This window comes from Martinezella hainanensis (genome assembly GCF_900094555.1).
GTDB lineage: Bacteria > Pseudomonadota > Alphaproteobacteria > Rhizobiales > Rhizobiaceae > Rhizobium > Rhizobium hainanense.
The window spans coordinates 229580-244733 of the sequence record NZ_FMAC01000004.1 but is presented as its reverse complement, the minus strand read 5'-3'; the positions used below and the strand labels follow the sequence as shown (position 1 = coordinate 244733).

The window sequence follows — 15154 nt, the reverse complement described above, 5'->3', positions numbered from 1 at the left end:
TTCCCCAAGGAAATCTTCTTCCCGCGCCATTAATCGCGGGAAGGTAGCAGTGTTTTGAGAAAGGAACGGCATCATGGCCGCAATCATCGCAAGCATTGCAGCACTCGCGCTCATCGGCACAACTTTCTACGCGCTCGCAAGCGCGGCAAGAGCACGAGGCAAGGAGAAGCGGCAGATAGCCCTTGAAGCCGTTATCCTGGAATTCAAGCCACGGCAGCGACAGCAGGCAAATTCAAACCGGGGATGATTGCCGGGCTTAAAACATGCGGCACAAAAGTGTGCAGCGGTTTTGCGGCAAGGACATGCGCAAAATTAAAGACCCAGAGCAACTCCAGGAAAAGTGCAGAACGGTTTTCCGTCGAGAATTGCGTAAAAACAAAGGGATAGAGCGTTTTCGCGATTCGAAGAAAAGCGGAAAGGCACCAGAGCGTGAGAAGCGAAGCTGAAAGATCGCAACGTGCTTTAGGCCGCTAACTTCATCCATCCCATAAACATCCATCCCATAAACGAGTTGGAGCGGCTCAGCCTTCGGTGAAGGCTTGAACCGCTCCATTTCATTGCCTCTACGCGGCTCCGGGCGAGAAACTGCCCTGCGCTTTTCCTGAAATCACTTAGACGAAGAACTGGCCGCCATTGGCTGTTATCGTCGATCCCGTGATGAAACCGGCATCATCGCTGGCAAGGAAGACCGCGATGCGGGCGATTTCCTCCGGCTCGCCGAGACGCCCCACGGGGATCTGCGGGATGATACGCTCGTTCAGCACTTTCTCCGGCACCGCCAGCACCATCTCCGTACCGATATAGCCAGGGCAAATCGCGTTGACCGTGATGTTCTTGGCAGCGCCTTCCTGCGCCAGCGCTTTGGTGAAGCCGAGATCGCCGGCCTTGGCGGCAGAATAGTTCGCCTGCCCCATCTGTCCCTTCTGACCATTGATCGAGGAGATGTTGATGACGCGGCCGAAGCTGCGGTCGCGCATGCCCTGCCAGACATGGTGCGTCATGTTGAAGAGGCCGGTGAGGTTGGTATTGATGACCTCGTGCCACTGCTGCGGGGTCATCTTGTGGAACATGGCGTCGCGGGTGATCCCGGCATTGTTGACCAGAATTTCGACATGGCCGAGATCGTGCTCGATCTTGGCGATACCCTTGCCGCAGGCCTCGTAGTCAGTGACATCCCACTTGTGAACGGAGATGCCGGTCACATCGTGGAAAGCCCGGGCCTTCTCGTCATTGCCGGCATAGGTTGCCGCCACCTTATAGCCTGCATTGTGCAGCGCCATCGAAATAGCGGCGCCGATGCCGCGCGTACCCCCGGTTACCAATGCCACTTTGCTCATGTGCCACTCCCCTTTGTTGCTGCGGAGACTGGACGCCCGAATGCCGGGTCGCCCGCTCCGCTTTCATCACTTCTTCCGGAAAATTCCGTTCGAGACGCCTTGGAGCATGATGCCGAAAAGCGTGAGCGGTTTTCGGACGACGTCATGCTCTACTTGCTTGATTCTAGAGCGCCTCGAAGCACATAGCGACACCCATGCCGCCGCCGATGCACAGGGTAGCGAGCCCCTTGCGGGCGCCGCGGCGCTTCATTTCGAACAGCAGCGTATTGAGGACGCGGGCGCCGGAGGCGCCGATCGGGTGGCCGATAGCGATCGCGCCGCCATTGACGTTGACGATCGATGTATCCCAGCCGAGGTCCTTGTTGACGGCGCAGGCCTGAGCCGCAAACGCCTCATTGGCTTCGACGAGATCGAGGTCGCTGGCGGACCAGCCGGCCTTTTCCAGGGCCTTGCGAGAGGCCGGGATCGGCCCTGTGCCCATGATCTGCGGATCGACGCCGGCCGTCGCCCAGGAGACGATGCGGGCAAGCGGCTGGATACCGCGGCGCGAGGCTTCCGCCTCGGTCATCAGCACGGCGGCAGCCGCGCCGTCATTGAGGCCGGAAGCATTGCCGGCGGTGACAGAACCTTCCTTGTCGAAGGCCGGACGCAGCTTTGCCATGGCCTCCATCGTCGCGCCGTGACGAATATATTCGTCGGCATCAACGATGATATCGCCCTTGCGCGTCTGGATCGTGAAGGGGACGATTTCATCCTTGAAGCGGCCAGCCTTTTGCGCGGCTTCGGCCTTGTTCTGCGAGGAAACGGCAAACTGGTCCTGCTCCTCGCGCGAAAGCTGCCATTGGCGGGCGATATTTTCCGCCGTGATACCCATGTGATAGCCGTAGAAGGCGTCCGTCAAACCATCCTTGATCATGGTGTCGATCATCTTCATGTCGCCCATCTTGGTGCCGGAGCGAAGATTTGCGGCATGCGGCGCCATCGACATCGCTTCCTGGCCGCCGGCGACGATGATCTTCGCGTCACCCGTTGCGATCTGCTGCAGGCCGAGTGCGACGGCGCGCAGGCCGGAGCCGCAAAGCTGGTTCACGCCCCAGGCGGTCGCTTCCTGCGGAATGCCGGCCTTCATCGCGGCCTGGCGGGCCGGGTTCTGGCCTTCGCCGGCCTGAAGCACCTGGCCGAGAATCACTTCGTCAACTTCCTTGGCATCAACGCCGGCGCGCTCCAGCGCCCCCTTGATCGCGGCAGCGCCGAGTTCATGCGCCGCAACGGTCGCAAAAGCACCATTGAACGAACCGACCGCAGTGCGGGCAGCGCTGGCGACGACGATGGATGAACTGCTCATGGAAGCCTCCTCACAGAATGAACACGTATATGAGGCGAAACTGTCAAAGCTTTGCTCCTGAGTCAAACAGCAAGAATTTTCATCGTGCAGATTTCACGAAGCTGTCACCGCCTTCAAAAAATCCAATCAAAGGAAAGGCCTTGCCGCATCGCACAAACCGATTGTCACCAAGCTTCTTTTGCGTCTACACTCCGAGGTGGAGGAATATTCCATACAATCAGACGGGGCCAGGAGACTGATAATGGCAAAGAATGAGGGCCAGATCGTAATCAAGAAGTATGCCAATCGCCGCCTATACAATACCGGCACCAGCACCTATGTGACGCTGGACGATCTGGCGGAGATGGTGAAGAAGGGCGAGGAATTCATCGTCCAGGACGCCAAGAGCGGCGAAGACATTACGCATTCGGTCCTGACGCAAATCATTTTCGAACAGGAATCGAAAACCGGCAACACACTGCTGCCGATATCCTTCCTGAGACAGCTGATCGGCTATTACGGCGATCAGATGCAGATGGTCGTGCCGAGCTTCCTCGAGCACTCGATGCGCGCCTTTACCGAGCAGCAGACGCAGATGCGCGAACAAATCAACAAGGCCTTCGGCGAAACGCCGCTCGGCAAGAACCTGCAGCTGCCCATGCAGATGGTCGAGGAACAGGTCCGCCGCAACACGGAAATGTTCCAGCAGGCCATGCAGATGTTCTCCCCCTTCATGCAGCCGCCGGCCAAGGAAAGCCGCAAGGCCGAAGCCAAGGACATCGACGAGCTCAAGGAACAGCTCCGCGCCATGCAGAACAAGCTGGATAGTTTGTGAGATAGGGCAATTCGCCCGTGAACTCGTGGAGAGTTTTCACCCCCCTCTGTCACTGACGTAACATCTCCCCCACAAGGGGGAGATTGTTAACCCGCAGAATCCCCTCGCCTCAAGCGAATATCGAATCCGCGAAACTGCTGCTTGTTGGTTTGGTGAGAGCCGGCAACCTATTCCCAACAATCTCCCCCCTTATGGGGGAGATGTCACGTCAGTGACAGAGGGGGGTGTCAGAGGTCCGGCATACGAACGGCCTGTTTTTCACGCACCCAGCACATCCCAACGAAAACAGAAAAAGGCCGGCGAACCGCCAGCCTTTTTTATTCATGCCGTCAAGGCAGCGCTAGATTATGCGCTTTCCTTCGGCGTCAGAACCTGACGGCCGCGATACATGCCGGTCTTCAGGTCGATGTGATGCGGACGACGCAGTTCGCCGGAGTTCTTGTCTTCGACGTAGGTCGGAGCCTTCAGGGCGTCAGCAGAGCGGCGCATACCGCGCTTGGACGGGCTCGTTTTTCTCTTCGGTACAGCCATTCTCGTTACTCCATGTACGGACGAAACATATCCACGGCCAGCAAGGCGGCCGAAACAGACATGCATCAATTTCGGAAATTGGGCGGGCTTATACATGGCTTGCCGGGCTTTGACCAGTCCCTTCCAGCATTTTTTGCCCGCCGAACCAGATTCGCGGATATTCGAGACCGAATCAGTCCTCATCCTCCGGCACGGTCCAAGTTTCCCGCAATGCCGCTTCCTCCCATTTTTGCCAGGCGGGCAGCGCCTTCATGACCGCCATATAGTCCCGCGTATCCGCCGCAACCGCGATGTCATACCGTTCCAGACGGCTGACAACGGGGGCAAACATGGCATCCGCGCCGGAAAAGCTCCCAAACAGGAAAGGCCCGCCTGAAAAGGCTCGCGCCTCGCGCCAAATGGTCTCGATGCGCGCTACGTCCTTTATCACCCCATCGGGCAGATCGCGGCGGGCGATCGGCCGGCGCATGTTCATCGGGCAGGCGTTGCGCAAGGCACTGAAACCCGAAACCATCTCCATGCTGTAGGATCGTGCCAACGCACGCGCCTGACGGTCCCTCGGCAGAAGCCCGGCATCCGGGAGGAGCTCGGCTGCATATTCGATGATGGCGAAGGATTCCCATACCTTGAAGCCGCTGTGGACCAGCATCGGCACCTTACCCGTCGGCGACACCTCGCGGATGCGCGGATTGCCGCCTGGAAAATCGAAAGGTATCAGCACCTCTTCGAAAGGAATGCCGCAACCCTCCAGCGCAATCCACGGTCGCAACGACCAGGAAGAATAGTTTTTATTGCCGATATAGAGAGTGAGCTTGTCCATGATCGCATATTTCCTTTCTTAGTCTCGGACTTCGAAGACGAGGAGCTCCTCGAAATGATTCATGTCCTCGAACGAGCAGAAGGCCGGCGGCCGCAACTCCATAACGGGCACCTCGGCGCGAAGCCTATCAGCGGCATCGTCCAACATCGCCTGCCAGGGCGGCAGAGCCTCGTCGGCCAGTCGCTCGATGACATAGGTGAACGTGATGTGAAAAACATAAGTCTCATGATCGGGATGGCGATAGCCCAAGAGATCCGCAAGGGCATTGCGCCAATCGCGCATAACCTTACGATCCTTTTCGGTGGCGCCGGCAACCACCAGACCGCTGGGCCGCGCCTTGATCACCGTCACCTCGAATGGATCGCGTCCGGAAAAGGCCTTCAGCCGTTCGCCCATGATCTCCGTCATCTGATCGATCGGCGTGTCGAGCGCGACGTCCGCGGGCCAATAGGGCCGAGCACGGCGATATTCGATGATCCCCTGGAAGAGAGTCATGTGCAGGCTGGAGACCGGTGTGAAGGCGAATTGCCGGGCTTCCGGCATGTCGAGATATTTCTGCCTCGCCGCAACGATAGCGCGCTGCGTCGCCGACCCCTCCGACAGATGGCAGACGACCGTGTTGCCGGGCTCGGGCTGGAAGATACCTGAGCGATCATAGCGCGTGCCGAGATGGCGTGGCGGCGCCGGATGCAGGCTTTTGGAGCATTGGAGCAATTCGGGCGAGAAGGCGTCGAAATCCATGGGCTATCCGATCATCATTGGCAGATCACCCGCCCTTACGTCATGGCCAAGAATGCCAGATGACGATCAGCCGATCGAACGACAAGTTCTGATCTCAGTCATAAAGGCATTTGATGTATGCGTCGGCGTTTCGCGCACGGCGCTGGATCAACGAGGCGAGCTGGCTGAGCCCTCTCCCGGGCTTGCTCGCGACCCGATCGATCGGATTGGGAAGGGAGACGGCAAGGAGCGCGGCCTGGCGCGCGGTCAGCTTGGAAGCCGGCACCTTGAAATGGTAGCGTGCCGCCGCCTCGATACCGTAGATGCCCGGCCCCCATTCGGCGATATTGAGATAGATCTCCATCATCCGGCGCTTCGACCAGACGGCCGAGGCTGAAACCGCGAGCGGCAGCTCCAGCGTCTTGCGCACAAAGGAGCGGCTGTTCCACAGGAACAGGTTCTTCACCGTCTGCATCGGGATCGTGCTGCCGCCGCGGGTGGATTTGCCGCTCAGCGTCTCCTCGACGAGAACCCGCATCTCGCCCCAATCGACGCCACCGTGAAAACAGAACTGCCCGTCCTCCGAGACCATGACGGATTTGACCAGCACCGGCGCGATCCTATCCAGCGGAACCCAGCGACGCTCATATCCTTGAAAGGTTACGGCATCGCCTATCATCAGGGTGGAAACAGGGTGGATGAACGGCAGCACATAGACGACGATTAAGAAATAGGGCAGCAGCAAGAAGCCGATCAGGACGAGGACGATACGCTGCCAGAACGGACGGTCTCGGAAGCGAGCCAACACGGAGGAGCGTCGCGGCACCTCGGCTTCCTCCTCCTCATTGTCCGTCGATATGTCCAAATGCCTGACGTCCACGGTCGCTCCATCCCGGTACAGCCTTAGTGCATCCGGGAAACGCTCTGATGCTGACCCGTCATACCGTCTACACAAAGCGATGACCAGAGTGCGACGCAATTCCCCACCCGGCTGTTGACAATTCTCGTTGCCAGCAACCGCCTCTCATGCCAAACAGCGGCCATGGACAGCACCGATACTTCATTCGAACAGCGCCTCAGGGATAATGCCGGCAAGACCGAGGCACTGCTGACCCGGCTGCTGGCCGACACCAGCCTCAATGACGAGATCGTCCGCCCCGAGAGGCTGTTGAACGCGATGCGCCATGGCGTCCTGAACGGCGGCAAGCGGCTACGACCCTTCCTCGTCATGGAATCCGCAGCCCTTCTCGGCGGCAATGCAGAGGCGGCGCTCAGGGTCGGCGCGGCACTCGAATGCGTGCACTGCTATTCCCTCGTCCATGACGACCTGCCTGCCATGGACGACGACGACCTGCGCCGCGGCCAGCCGACGGTGCATATCGCCTTCGACTACGCCACGGCGATTCTCGCGGGCGACAGCCTGCTGACCTATGCCTTCGACATCATCGCAGCGCCTGAAACGGAGCTGCCGGCGGATCGGAAAATGGCCCTCGTGCTGGCGTTGTCGCGCGCGGCCGGCATTGGCGGCATGGCCGGCGGCCAAGCTCTTGACCTCGCCGCCGAGAAAGAAACGCCCGACGAGCGCGGCATCACCACGCTGCAGGCGATGAAGACGGGCGCGCTGATCCGCTTCGCCTGCGAGGCCGGCGCCATCATATCAGGCGCCTCGGCCGAGGACCGCAAACGCCTTCGGACCTTCGGCGAAAAGATCGGCCTTGCCTTCCAGCTCGCCGACGACCTTCTCGACCTTACAGCCGACGCCACCACGATGGGCAAGGCAACCGGCAAGGATGCCGCACGCGGCAAGGGGACGCTGGTAGCTCTGCACGGCCGGGAATGGGCGGAAACGACATTGGCAAGGTTGGTCAGCGAAGCCGCCGACCTCCTGTCCGGCTACGGCGACAAGGCCGATGTTCTGACGGAAACCGCCCGGTTCGTCGCAAACCGCAAGAACTGAGCCCGAAGGCTTCCGCACGGTGTTGCCTGACGGCAGGCGACTGACCTTCAGGCAGGATAGCGATAGGCGTCTGCCATCCTCCCGGCTATGGTACCGGCCGCGGTCACCCATTCAGCTCTGGAATGTCACCATCACAAGAATCCATCGCTGCGCCGGGTGATTTCCACTGTGTTTTATGACACATTCCCATCCGGAACTGGCCTTTGGACGCGGAATTCTCCGCGCCGGCCGCGCCCCCCGGGAATAGTCTCCATGCACGACACCCTCGCCTACCTGCCGCAGATCCTGCCGGCCTACATCGCCTACATCGTCGCCGTCGTCAGTCCAGGCCCGGCCATCATGGCTATCATCGGCACGTCGATGACCCATGGCCGCAAGGCCGGCATGACCCTGGCACTCGGCATCTTCGGGGGATCGCTGACCTGGGCGATTGCCGCAGCGGCTGGCCTTGCAACGCTGCTGCAGACCTATGCGATGGCGCTGGAGCTTTTGAAGATCTTCGGCGGCCTCTATCTGCTCTACCTCGCCTACAAGGCATTCCGCGCCGTCCGCACCAGCGGCGAACTGCCGACGGCCGCCGAGGGGCCGAAGACGCCAAGCTTCAAATCGCTGGTCCTGCGCGGCTACGGTATCCACGTCACCAACCCGAAAGCGATCTTCGCCTGGCTCGCCATTATTGCACTCGGCATGCCGCAGGGTGCGCCCGCGTCCGTGGCGGTGCTGATTGTCGCCGTCTGCTGCGCGACTGGCTTCCTGGCGTTCATGGGTTATGCGATCCTGTTTTCGACATCGCATGCGCTGAAGGTCTACCGCAATGCGCGCCGCTGGATCGAGGGCGCCATGGCCGGCTTCTATTGCTTCGCCGGCATCAAGCTGCTGACGAGCAATATGTGATCCTGCCCAATTAATTTAGAAAAAGCGCAAAGCGGTTTTCCACCCGGAATTGCATCAACACAAATGGATAGGTGAGCCCCTCAACCGTCCTCTCACAGTCCGCTTCGCTTGACTGTTCGAGTCCACCTTCTCCCCGCTTTGACGGGGCGAAGGGGCTTGACGAGATCGCTCCCTCGCCCCGTCAAAACGGGGAGAGGGCTGGGGTGAGGGGCATTTATTCACATGCGATAGCAGATCACTCCGCCGCGACGTTCTTCTGGCCGAAGCGCTTCTCGATGTAGTCAGTCACCAGCGCCTCGAAATCGGAAGCGATGTTCGGGCCGCGCAGCGTCATCGCTTTCTGGCCGTCGATGAAGACCGGGGCAGCTGGGGTCTCGCCCGTGCCCGGCAGCGAAATGCCGATATCGGCATGTTTGCTTTCGCCCGGACCATTGACGATGCAGCCCATGACGGCGACGTTCAGCGCCTCGACACCCGGATATTTCTCGCGCCAGACCGGCATGTTCTTGCGGATATCGTTCTGGATGTTCTGCGCGAGTTCCTGGAAGACCGTCGACGTCGTGCGGCCGCAGCCGGGACAAGCCGCGACGACGGGGATGAACTGGCGGAAGCCCATGACCTGCAGCAGCTCCTGCGCCACCTGCACTTCGCGGGTACGGTCACCATTCGGCTCAGGCGTCAGCGAGACGCGGATCGTATCGCCGATGCCGTGCTGCAGCACATAGCCCATGGCGGCAGAGGAAGCGACGATGCCTTTCGACCCCATGCCGGCCTCGGTGAGACCGAGATGCAGCGCGTGGTCGGAACGCTCCGACAGCATGGAATAGACGGCGATCAGGTCCTGCACCTGGCTGACCTTGGCCGACAGGATGATGCGGTTGCGCGGCAGGCCGATTTCCTCGGCAAGGTCGGCCGAGATCAGCGCCGACTGCACGATCGTCTCGCGCGTCACCTGGCGGGCCGAGAGCGGCGAGCCTTCGGCGGCATTCTTGTCCATCAGCGCGGTCAGGAGATCCTGGTCAAGCGAACCCCAGTTGACGCCGATGCGCACCGGCTTGTCATAGCGGATCGCCATCTCGATGATTTCGGCGAACTGCTTGTCCTTCTTGTCCTTGAACCCGACATTGCCGGGATTGATGCGGTATTTCGCCAGCGCCTCGGCGCAGGCCGGATGATCGGCGAGCAGCTTGTGGCCGATATAATGGAAATCGCCGATCAGCGGCACGTCCATGCCGAGACGCAGCAGCCGCTCGCGGATCTTCGGCACGGCGGCAGCACTTTCATCGCGATCGACGGTGATACGCACGAGCTCGGAGCCGGCCTTGTAGAGGGCGGCGACCTGCGCCACGGTCGAATCGACATCGGCCGTGTCGGTATTGGTCATGGACTGCACGACGACGGGGGCACCGCCGCCGACAATCACGCCGCCGACATCGACGGCAACGGAGGAACGGCGCGGTTTCGGATCGAAATCGGTGGCGGACGACATGGAAAGCTCTCGCAGGCCTCGAAAATGGGTGCCTTTCAGGTGGATCACCAAGCGGTCGTTGTCAACCGCTGCGACAATCTCTTTTGATCGGACGGAACCTAGCAGTTACCGGGCAAAAGCGACGAAATTAATGCTTGCTTTCGCCGATGCCGTCAGCGTAGCGCGCCAAAGACGACAAGGCCAGTACGACGAGCAGCAACACCGGCAGCGCCATCAGGACAGGCGAGAAGCCGACATGCTCGGCGGCAAAGCCGATGGCCGAAGGCGCCACCAGCATGCCGGAATAGCCGAGCGTGGTGACGACCGAAATGGCGATGCCCGGCTGTAGACCGGGAATGTTGCCGGCAGCCGAAAAGGCGATCGGCACCATGTTGGAAATGCCGATGCCGCAGAGCGCAAAGCCGAGAATGGCGATCTCCGCATTTGGCGCCAGTGCTGCGGTCAGCATGCCGACGATGGCGAAGACCGTGCAGACACGCAGCGTCCTGATGGCGCCCAGCCAGTCGCGCACGAAATCTCCGGCAAAGCGCATGGTCGCCATGGTGGCCGAGAAGGCGGCAAAGCCGAAGCCGGACAGCGCCACCGATGCCCCCTTTTCCTGGCTGAGATAAAGCGCGCTCCAATCGAGCACCGCGCCTTCCGGCACCATGCAGAACAGCGCCACCATGCCGAGCAGCCAGGGCAGCGGAATCATCGGCAACTTCGCCTTCGGCTTGGCCTCATCATGATGCGGCTGGTCGCTGAGGACCATCGGCCAGGCGACAACGAGGAAAAGAACCGCAATGACGGTCGAAGCCTCGGCATGACCAAGAACGCCCCAGCGCGAGATCAGCAGCCCGCCGATCGCCGAACCCAGCAGACCGCCAAGGCTCCAGAAGGCATGGCATGAGGACATGATCGCGCGCCGCATGGACTTTTCGACCGAGACGGCGTTGGCGTTCATCGCCACATCCATCGCACCAATGAAGCCGCCGAAGAGAAAGAGTGCCACCGCCGCAGTCCAGACATTCGGCGCCAGCGTCAAGGCCAGAATCATCGGCAGCGTCAGCACGGCAAGTATCTTGACGACGATATGCGATCCGCGCACGGCGATCTGCGCGCCGGCCAGCGGCATCATGATGAGCGAACCGACGCCGAAGACGAGGATCATCAGGCCGAGCTCGAATTTCGAAAGCTGCAGCCGCTCGGCAAACTCCGGAATTTTCGGCGCCCAGCAGCCGACCATGAAGCCGTTCAGAAGGAACATCAACGAAACGGCCGCACGCGGTTTTGTGAAGAATCCGCTCCTTTTCGCCTCAAGACCCTCCAATCTCGTCATATCGTCCATAAAATTCCCCCAAATCAGTGGCCGCAGTCTATTTAAATCGATTGAAATCGCAACGATCGAAAACAGCCGGAACGGTCACATTTCGTCTCCGTCTGTTAAAGCGGAGGCAAACACGCCACAACCCGAATAAATCATTCATATACGCACGCCATTGGCAAAATGTCCTATTGACGGCGAAAAAGTAGGCTCCTATCGGTTGAGGCCTGAAAGATTATTCAGTCGACCCCGAGTCGGGTCATCCTCTGGTGCATCCCCGTGAAAAACTCCATCGGCTATGGCATCCTGCTTACGGTGTTTGCCTACATGCTGTTCACCGCCCATGATTCGGCGGTGAAGCTGCTTGTTGCCTCCATCCCCGTCTGGCAGGTGTTGTTCATCCGAAGCTGCACCATCCTTGCCGGCTGCTTCGTCTTCGAAGGCCCGTCGCTGGTTCGCAAGGTGGCACGCTCGCCGATCATCAAGCCGATGATCGTGCGCAGCGTCATCATCCTGGTTGCCTGGATTTCCTATTATTCGGCCGCCTCCTACCTGCAACTTGCCGAGGTGACGACGCTCTATTACGCAGCCCCGATCATCGGCACTATCCTCGCGACCATCGTGCTGCGCGAAAAGGTAACATTTGCCCGCTGGATGGCGGTCGGCGTCGGCTTCTGCGGCGTGGTGATCGCCTCCAATCCGGTAGGGCTTTCGATCTCCTGGCCGGTCTATCTGGCGCTGCAGGCCGCCGTCCTTTGGGCATGCGGCATGGTGCTGTTGCGGAAAACCGCGCTGCACGAGAAGAGCCATATCCAGATGGCCGTCTCCAATATCATGTTCATCATCCTGACCGCCGGCATGGCGATCGCCCATTGGCAGACGCCAACGCTCTTTCAGATCGTCCTGCTGGCCTTGACCGGCGTCATCGCCGGCGCCGGCCAGCTCGCCCTCTTCGAAGGCATGCGCCAAGCCCCCGTCTCTGTGCTGGCGCCGTTCGAATATACCTCGCTCGTCTGGGCCTTTTTGCTCGGCTACATGATCTGGGGCGACATCCCCGGCGCCAACACCTTCATCGGCGCCATCCTGATCCTCAGCGCCGGGTTCATCATCATTATCAGCGAACGGATGAAGCGACGCACGGCGGCGGCTTGACGTGAGAGCGTGTCGTGATCGCCGTACTCGCCAGCATTGGTGCACGCATCAGGCAGCCCGAGCCGATGCGAACCGATCTGCGACGCGTGCCACGCGCTTGCCGTAAACGCGGGCAGTTTCGAGGTCGCCGATCGACATTTCGCTCGGGGCTGCGTCAGCATCGGACTGAGCCATTGGCGCGATGTATGATCCCATCCTGTTTGCATCGTCGCGCTTCGACGCCTTCACATTCGCTGGCTTCAGCCCCAGGCTGACCCACAGGCCGCCATGCTGTCCCGCCAGAAGCACGAAGTATTCGAGGGTATTGAGCTTATCGCCGTTCAAACTGGCGCTGTTGGTGAAACCTCCGAAAACCTTGTCCTGCCATTTGTTGGTGAACCAGGCCTTCGAGGAAGTGTCCGCGAACTTCTTAAACTGCCAGCTCGGGCCGCCCATGTAGGTCGGCGATCCGAAGATGATGGCGTCGGCAGCGTCCAACGCTGCCCACCCGTCATCCGAGAGATTACCGTCGGCATCTATGGCGTAAAGCGTACCGCCCGCACCTTCCGCAACGGCTTCCGCCATCCGCTGGGTGTGACCGTAGCCCGAATGATAGACGACGACTGTAGTTGCTGTGCGATTCGACATGGTGATTTTGGCCTCCTTCAGGCCGTTGCTTTGCGCTGTCCGGAAGCGACTTCGCTCCGTCCGGCGTGTTCCTTCAGATGAGTTGATGATTGAAGTTTGGATGGCGCCCGATGCTCGGCGACGGAGAGCGTTACCCAGCCGATTGCACGCCGGCTCTCATGTGTGCCCGCCTCTGCTTGCCGTGAAATGTTCAGGCGTAGCCGCTGATATCGGCTAGCATCAGCAGCAGTAGGAACAGCATTGGTGGCGGGAGCTCCCGATAATTCCGGATACGGACGATAGCCGCGATCGCGGTGAGCATGATGCAGGCGCCCAACGCGACCCCGATGTATCGGATGCCGGCTGTGACCAACAGCACTGCGGTTAAGAGCTCAAGGGCGGCCGTGACCCAGCACCACCAGAATGGAAATCCAAGTCGCACGAAGCCCGCGCGGATTTTCTGATGTCCGGTCGCGTTGACGATAGCACCAACGAGAAACGCCGCTGCGGGTAGCCAGACGAGGACGGTATCGAGCACCGTTGCGCCCGTGAAAATTTGAACTGGAAAATTCATGGATATTCTCTTCTCCGGCGATCCATAGCGCGACAAATTATTATAGCCATATCATTTATTCTAGCATTGCTAGTTTGTCAACCGGTGTTCTTTTTGATAGCCATGACGTCAGCGAAATCGCGCGAGTGAAGACAGAGGAACAACGTGGGCATCAGCGAACGCAAGACCCGGGAAAGGGATGAACGTGGACGCAGGATCGTTGTCGCTGCGAGGACGATTGCCGAACGAGACGGCTGGGCTTCGGTCACGATCCGACGCCTCGCCGACGAGATAGAATACAGCCAGCCGGTTCTTTATTCGCATTTCCAAAATCGCGACGAAATCGTCGGAGCCGTCGCTCTCGAGGGTTTCGGCGAATTGGCGACGATACTCCGTGCGGCCATTCGGCCATCCTCCACGCCGGGGGAGTCAGTGGAAGACGTCGCGACCGCCTATCTCGATTTCGCTTTCGCCCGACCTGCTATGTACGAGGCGATGTTTATCCTTCCAACCGGTCTCCGCTTCGCCAGGTCGGATACGCCGGCACAGCTCCGTGAGGGCTTCGGAGCCATGGCGACGGTGATCGCGCCGTTCGCCCAGGATGTGGATACTGCGACTGAAACTTTCTGGGCGGCACTTCACGGATTGGCGGAGCTTGAGCGTCACGGCAGAATAAGACCCGCTTTCCGGTCTCAACGGATCACCCTCATCATGCAGATGGTATCGGGTCAGCTTAGTCAGCTCTAAGAGCGGATGTTGCAGGTGATGTGATCCCGCGAAAATGGCTTTGGGAAGGGGGATGAGCCAAAGGGCTTAAGCCCCCTGAATTTGCAGCATTGGGCCGGGAAAGCGGAAGTGCAGGCCGGCTCGCTCTCTTCGAAGGCATGCGCCAGACGCCTGTCTCGGTGCCGGCGCCATTCGAATGTACCTCGCTCGTCTGGGGTCTCTTGCTCGGCTACGTGCTTGAGGGTGGTCGATCATTGCTGCAATCACAAAAGTCTATAGTCTGCTCCGATACATATACGGGTTGCGATGAGAATATTGCGGCCCTTTGAAAGTGACTGGAATAGGATACCGCATGATCCCTGGCCGCATCATCTTCCTGAATGGCACGTCCAGCGCAGGCAAATCGACTTTGGCAAAGGCGCTGAGGGAAGCGCTACCGGAGTTTTGCTATTATGCCTCGGATCAACTGGCCGATGCAGGTTTTCGGGCAACCAAACGTGGCCCGACGGCGGAGTTACCAAATGAACGCAGCAGGTTCTTCGATGGATTTCATCGCTCCATCGTCGCCTTCGCCAACGCCGGCAACGATCTGATCGTGGAGCATATCGTCGAGGAACAGAGCTGGGCCGACCAGCTCAACGATCTGTTCGCGCGCCTGGACGTGTTCTGGGTCGGCGTATATGCGCCGGTCGAGGAGATCGAACGTCGCGAGAGAGAACGTGGTAACCGCTACATCGGCGAGGCCCGTTACCATCTGAAAACACACGATTATTGCCGATACGATCTCGAAGTCGACACCACCCGGCCGCTCGACGCATTGGTCGCGATCATAATCGAAGAATGGGAAAAGCGGCGCACAGCGGCGACCTAAGTCGGATCGATGCGCTTTCTGCAAGCGCAAACTGCC

Annotated in this window: 17 protein-coding genes and 1 pseudogene; 8 read left to right on the top strand and 10 right to left on the bottom strand. The window is 59.8% G+C overall.

What is annotated here, in order from left to right:
• Positions 1-73: 73 nt before the first annotated feature.
• Positions 74-247 (top strand): hypothetical protein, encoded by a 174-nt coding sequence (locus tag GA0061100_RS34875; RefSeq protein ID WP_167459829.1) that lies wholly within the window; start codon positions 74-76, stop codon positions 245-247.
• A 364-nt stretch (positions 248-611) separates the two neighbouring features.
• Here the strand turns inward: GA0061100_RS34875 and phbB are convergent, their stop codons facing one another.
• Both phbB and GA0061100_RS14845 read right to left on the bottom strand, forming a co-directional pair.
• Positions 612-1337 carry an acetoacetyl-CoA reductase gene (phbB, locus tag GA0061100_RS14850; protein WP_075853477.1) on the bottom strand — a complete coding sequence of 242 codons (726 nt, stop codon included), beginning with the start codon at positions 1335-1337 and terminating at the stop codon, positions 612-614.
• 163 nt (positions 1338-1500) lie between these two features.
• Positions 1501-2682, bottom strand: coding sequence for an acetyl-CoA C-acetyltransferase (locus tag GA0061100_RS14845; RefSeq protein ID WP_075853476.1), 1182 nt, complete (start codon positions 2680-2682; stop codon positions 1501-1503).
• Between the two features lie 241 nt (positions 2683-2923).
• Here GA0061100_RS14845 and phaR point away from each other — a divergent pair, with 241 nt between their 5' ends.
• Positions 2924-3496, top strand: a complete 573-nt coding sequence (gene phaR, locus GA0061100_RS14840) for a polyhydroxyalkanoate synthesis repressor PhaR (RefSeq protein WP_075853475.1) — start codon at positions 2924-2926, stop codon at positions 3494-3496.
• Positions 3497-3841: 345 nt separating this feature from the next.
• Here phaR and rpmF read toward each other — a convergent pair whose 3' ends face one another.
• From rpmF to mtgA, 4 genes are all read right to left on the bottom strand, one after another.
• A complete protein-coding gene (gene rpmF / locus GA0061100_RS14835) occupies positions 3842-4027 on the bottom strand; it encodes a 50S ribosomal protein L32 (protein ID WP_003543812.1) in 186 nt (61 codons plus the stop codon).
• A 172-nt stretch (positions 4028-4199) separates the two neighbouring features.
• Positions 4200-4847 (bottom strand): glutathione S-transferase family protein, encoded by a 648-nt coding sequence (locus GA0061100_RS14830; protein WP_075853474.1) that lies wholly within the window; start codon positions 4845-4847, stop codon positions 4200-4202.
• An 18-nt stretch (positions 4848-4865) separates the two neighbouring features.
• Positions 4866-5588, bottom strand: coding sequence for a DUF1868 domain-containing protein (locus GA0061100_RS14825; RefSeq protein ID WP_075853473.1), 723 nt, complete (start codon positions 5586-5588; stop codon positions 4866-4868).
• Positions 5589-5682: 94 nt separating this feature from the next.
• On the bottom strand, positions 5683-6432 hold the full coding sequence (mtgA, locus tag GA0061100_RS14820; RefSeq protein WP_167459831.1) for a monofunctional biosynthetic peptidoglycan transglycosylase: 750 nt from the start codon (positions 6430-6432) through the stop codon (positions 5683-5685).
• A gap of 177 nt (positions 6433-6609) precedes the next feature.
• On the opposite strand from mtgA, the gene GA0061100_RS14815 reads away from it, so the two are divergent.
• Positions 6610-7524 carry a polyprenyl synthetase family protein gene (locus tag GA0061100_RS14815; protein WP_075853472.1) on the top strand — a complete coding sequence of 305 codons (915 nt, stop codon included), beginning with the start codon at positions 6610-6612 and terminating at the stop codon, positions 7522-7524.
• 252 nt (positions 7525-7776) lie between these two features.
• Positions 7777-8418, top strand: a complete 642-nt coding sequence (locus GA0061100_RS14810) for a LysE family translocator (RefSeq protein WP_075853471.1) — start codon at positions 7777-7779, stop codon at positions 8416-8418.
• Positions 8419-8653: 235 nt separating this feature from the next.
• Here GA0061100_RS14810 and ispG read toward each other — a convergent pair whose 3' ends face one another.
• On the bottom strand, positions 8654-9907 hold the full coding sequence (ispG, locus tag GA0061100_RS14805; protein WP_075853470.1) for a flavodoxin-dependent (E)-4-hydroxy-3-methylbut-2-enyl-diphosphate synthase: 1254 nt from the start codon (positions 9905-9907) through the stop codon (positions 8654-8656).
• A gap of 127 nt (positions 9908-10034) precedes the next feature.
• Complete coding sequence (locus GA0061100_RS14800; RefSeq protein ID WP_075853469.1) at positions 10035-11234, bottom strand: MFS transporter; 1200 nt, start codon at positions 11232-11234, stop codon at positions 10035-10037.
• Positions 11235-11489: 255 nt separating this feature from the next.
• On the opposite strand from GA0061100_RS14800, the gene GA0061100_RS14795 reads away from it, so the two are divergent.
• Entirely contained in the window at positions 11490-12362 is an 873-nt protein-coding gene (locus tag GA0061100_RS14795; protein WP_075853468.1) for a DMT family transporter, read from the top strand.
• Positions 12363-12410: 48 nt separating this feature from the next.
• On the opposite strand, the gene GA0061100_RS14790 is transcribed toward GA0061100_RS14795, so the two are convergent.
• Both GA0061100_RS14790 and GA0061100_RS14785 read right to left on the bottom strand, forming a co-directional pair.
• On the bottom strand, positions 12411-12989 hold the full coding sequence (locus GA0061100_RS14790; protein WP_075853467.1) for a flavodoxin family protein: 579 nt from the start codon (positions 12987-12989) through the stop codon (positions 12411-12413).
• A 190-nt stretch (positions 12990-13179) separates the two neighbouring features.
• On the bottom strand, positions 13180-13542 hold the full coding sequence (locus tag GA0061100_RS14785) for a DoxX family protein (RefSeq protein ID WP_083961358.1): 363 nt from the start codon (positions 13540-13542) through the stop codon (positions 13180-13182).
• 144 nt (positions 13543-13686) lie between these two features.
• On the opposite strand from GA0061100_RS14785, the gene GA0061100_RS14780 reads away from it, so the two are divergent.
• The 3 genes and pseudogenes from GA0061100_RS14780 to GA0061100_RS14775 all read left to right on the top strand — a co-directional run bounded on the left by GA0061100_RS14780 (position 13687) and on the right by GA0061100_RS14775 (position 15118).
• On the top strand, positions 13687-14268 hold the full coding sequence (locus GA0061100_RS14780; RefSeq protein WP_075853466.1) for a TetR/AcrR family transcriptional regulator: 582 nt from the start codon (positions 13687-13689) through the stop codon (positions 14266-14268).
• Positions 14269-14384: 116 nt separating this feature from the next.
• Positions 14385-14486 (top strand): annotated as a pseudogene (locus GA0061100_RS35145) (DMT family transporter); the annotation flags it as partial.
• 113 nt (positions 14487-14599) lie between these two features.
• Positions 14600-15118, top strand: a complete 519-nt coding sequence (locus GA0061100_RS14775) for a phosphotransferase-like protein (RefSeq protein WP_075853465.1) — start codon at positions 14600-14602, stop codon at positions 15116-15118.
• Positions 15119-15154 lie beyond the last annotated feature (36 nt).

Coding starts and splice junctions, on each gene's coding strand:
- GA0061100_RS34875 (WP_167459829.1), top strand. CDS start 74: ATGGCCGCAATCATCGCAAGCATTGCAGCACTCGCGCTCATCGGCACA.
- phbB (WP_075853477.1), bottom strand. CDS start 1,337: ATGAGCAAAGTGGCATTGGTAACCGGGGGTACGCGCGGCATCGGCGCC.
- GA0061100_RS14845 (WP_075853476.1), bottom strand. CDS start 2,682: ATGAGCAGTTCATCCATCGTCGTCGCCAGCGCTGCCCGCACTGCGGTC.
- phaR (WP_075853475.1), top strand. CDS start 2,924: ATGGCAAAGAATGAGGGCCAGATCGTAATCAAGAAGTATGCCAATCGC.
- rpmF (WP_003543812.1), bottom strand. CDS start 4,027: ATGGCTGTACCGAAGAGAAAAACGAGCCCGTCCAAGCGCGGTATGCGC.
- GA0061100_RS14830 (WP_075853474.1), bottom strand. CDS start 4,847: ATGGACAAGCTCACTCTCTATATCGGCAATAAAAACTATTCTTCCTGG.
- GA0061100_RS14825 (WP_075853473.1), bottom strand. CDS start 5,588: ATGGATTTCGACGCCTTCTCGCCCGAATTGCTCCAATGCTCCAAAAGC.
- GA0061100_RS14815 (WP_075853472.1), top strand. CDS start 6,610: ATGGACAGCACCGATACTTCATTCGAACAGCGCCTCAGGGATAATGCC.
- GA0061100_RS14810 (WP_075853471.1), top strand. CDS start 7,777: ATGCACGACACCCTCGCCTACCTGCCGCAGATCCTGCCGGCCTACATC.
- ispG (WP_075853470.1), bottom strand. CDS start 9,907: ATGTCGTCCGCCACCGATTTCGATCCGAAACCGCGCCGTTCCTCCGTT.
- GA0061100_RS14800 (WP_075853469.1), bottom strand. CDS start 11,234: ATGGACGATATGACGAGATTGGAGGGTCTTGAGGCGAAAAGGAGCGGA.
- GA0061100_RS14790 (WP_075853467.1), bottom strand. CDS start 12,989: ATGTCGAATCGCACAGCAACTACAGTCGTCGTCTATCATTCGGGCTAC.
- GA0061100_RS14785 (WP_083961358.1), bottom strand. CDS start 13,542: ATGAATTTTCCAGTTCAAATTTTCACGGGCGCAACGGTGCTCGATACC.
- GA0061100_RS14775 (WP_075853465.1), top strand. CDS start 14,600: ATGATCCCTGGCCGCATCATCTTCCTGAATGGCACGTCCAGCGCAGGC.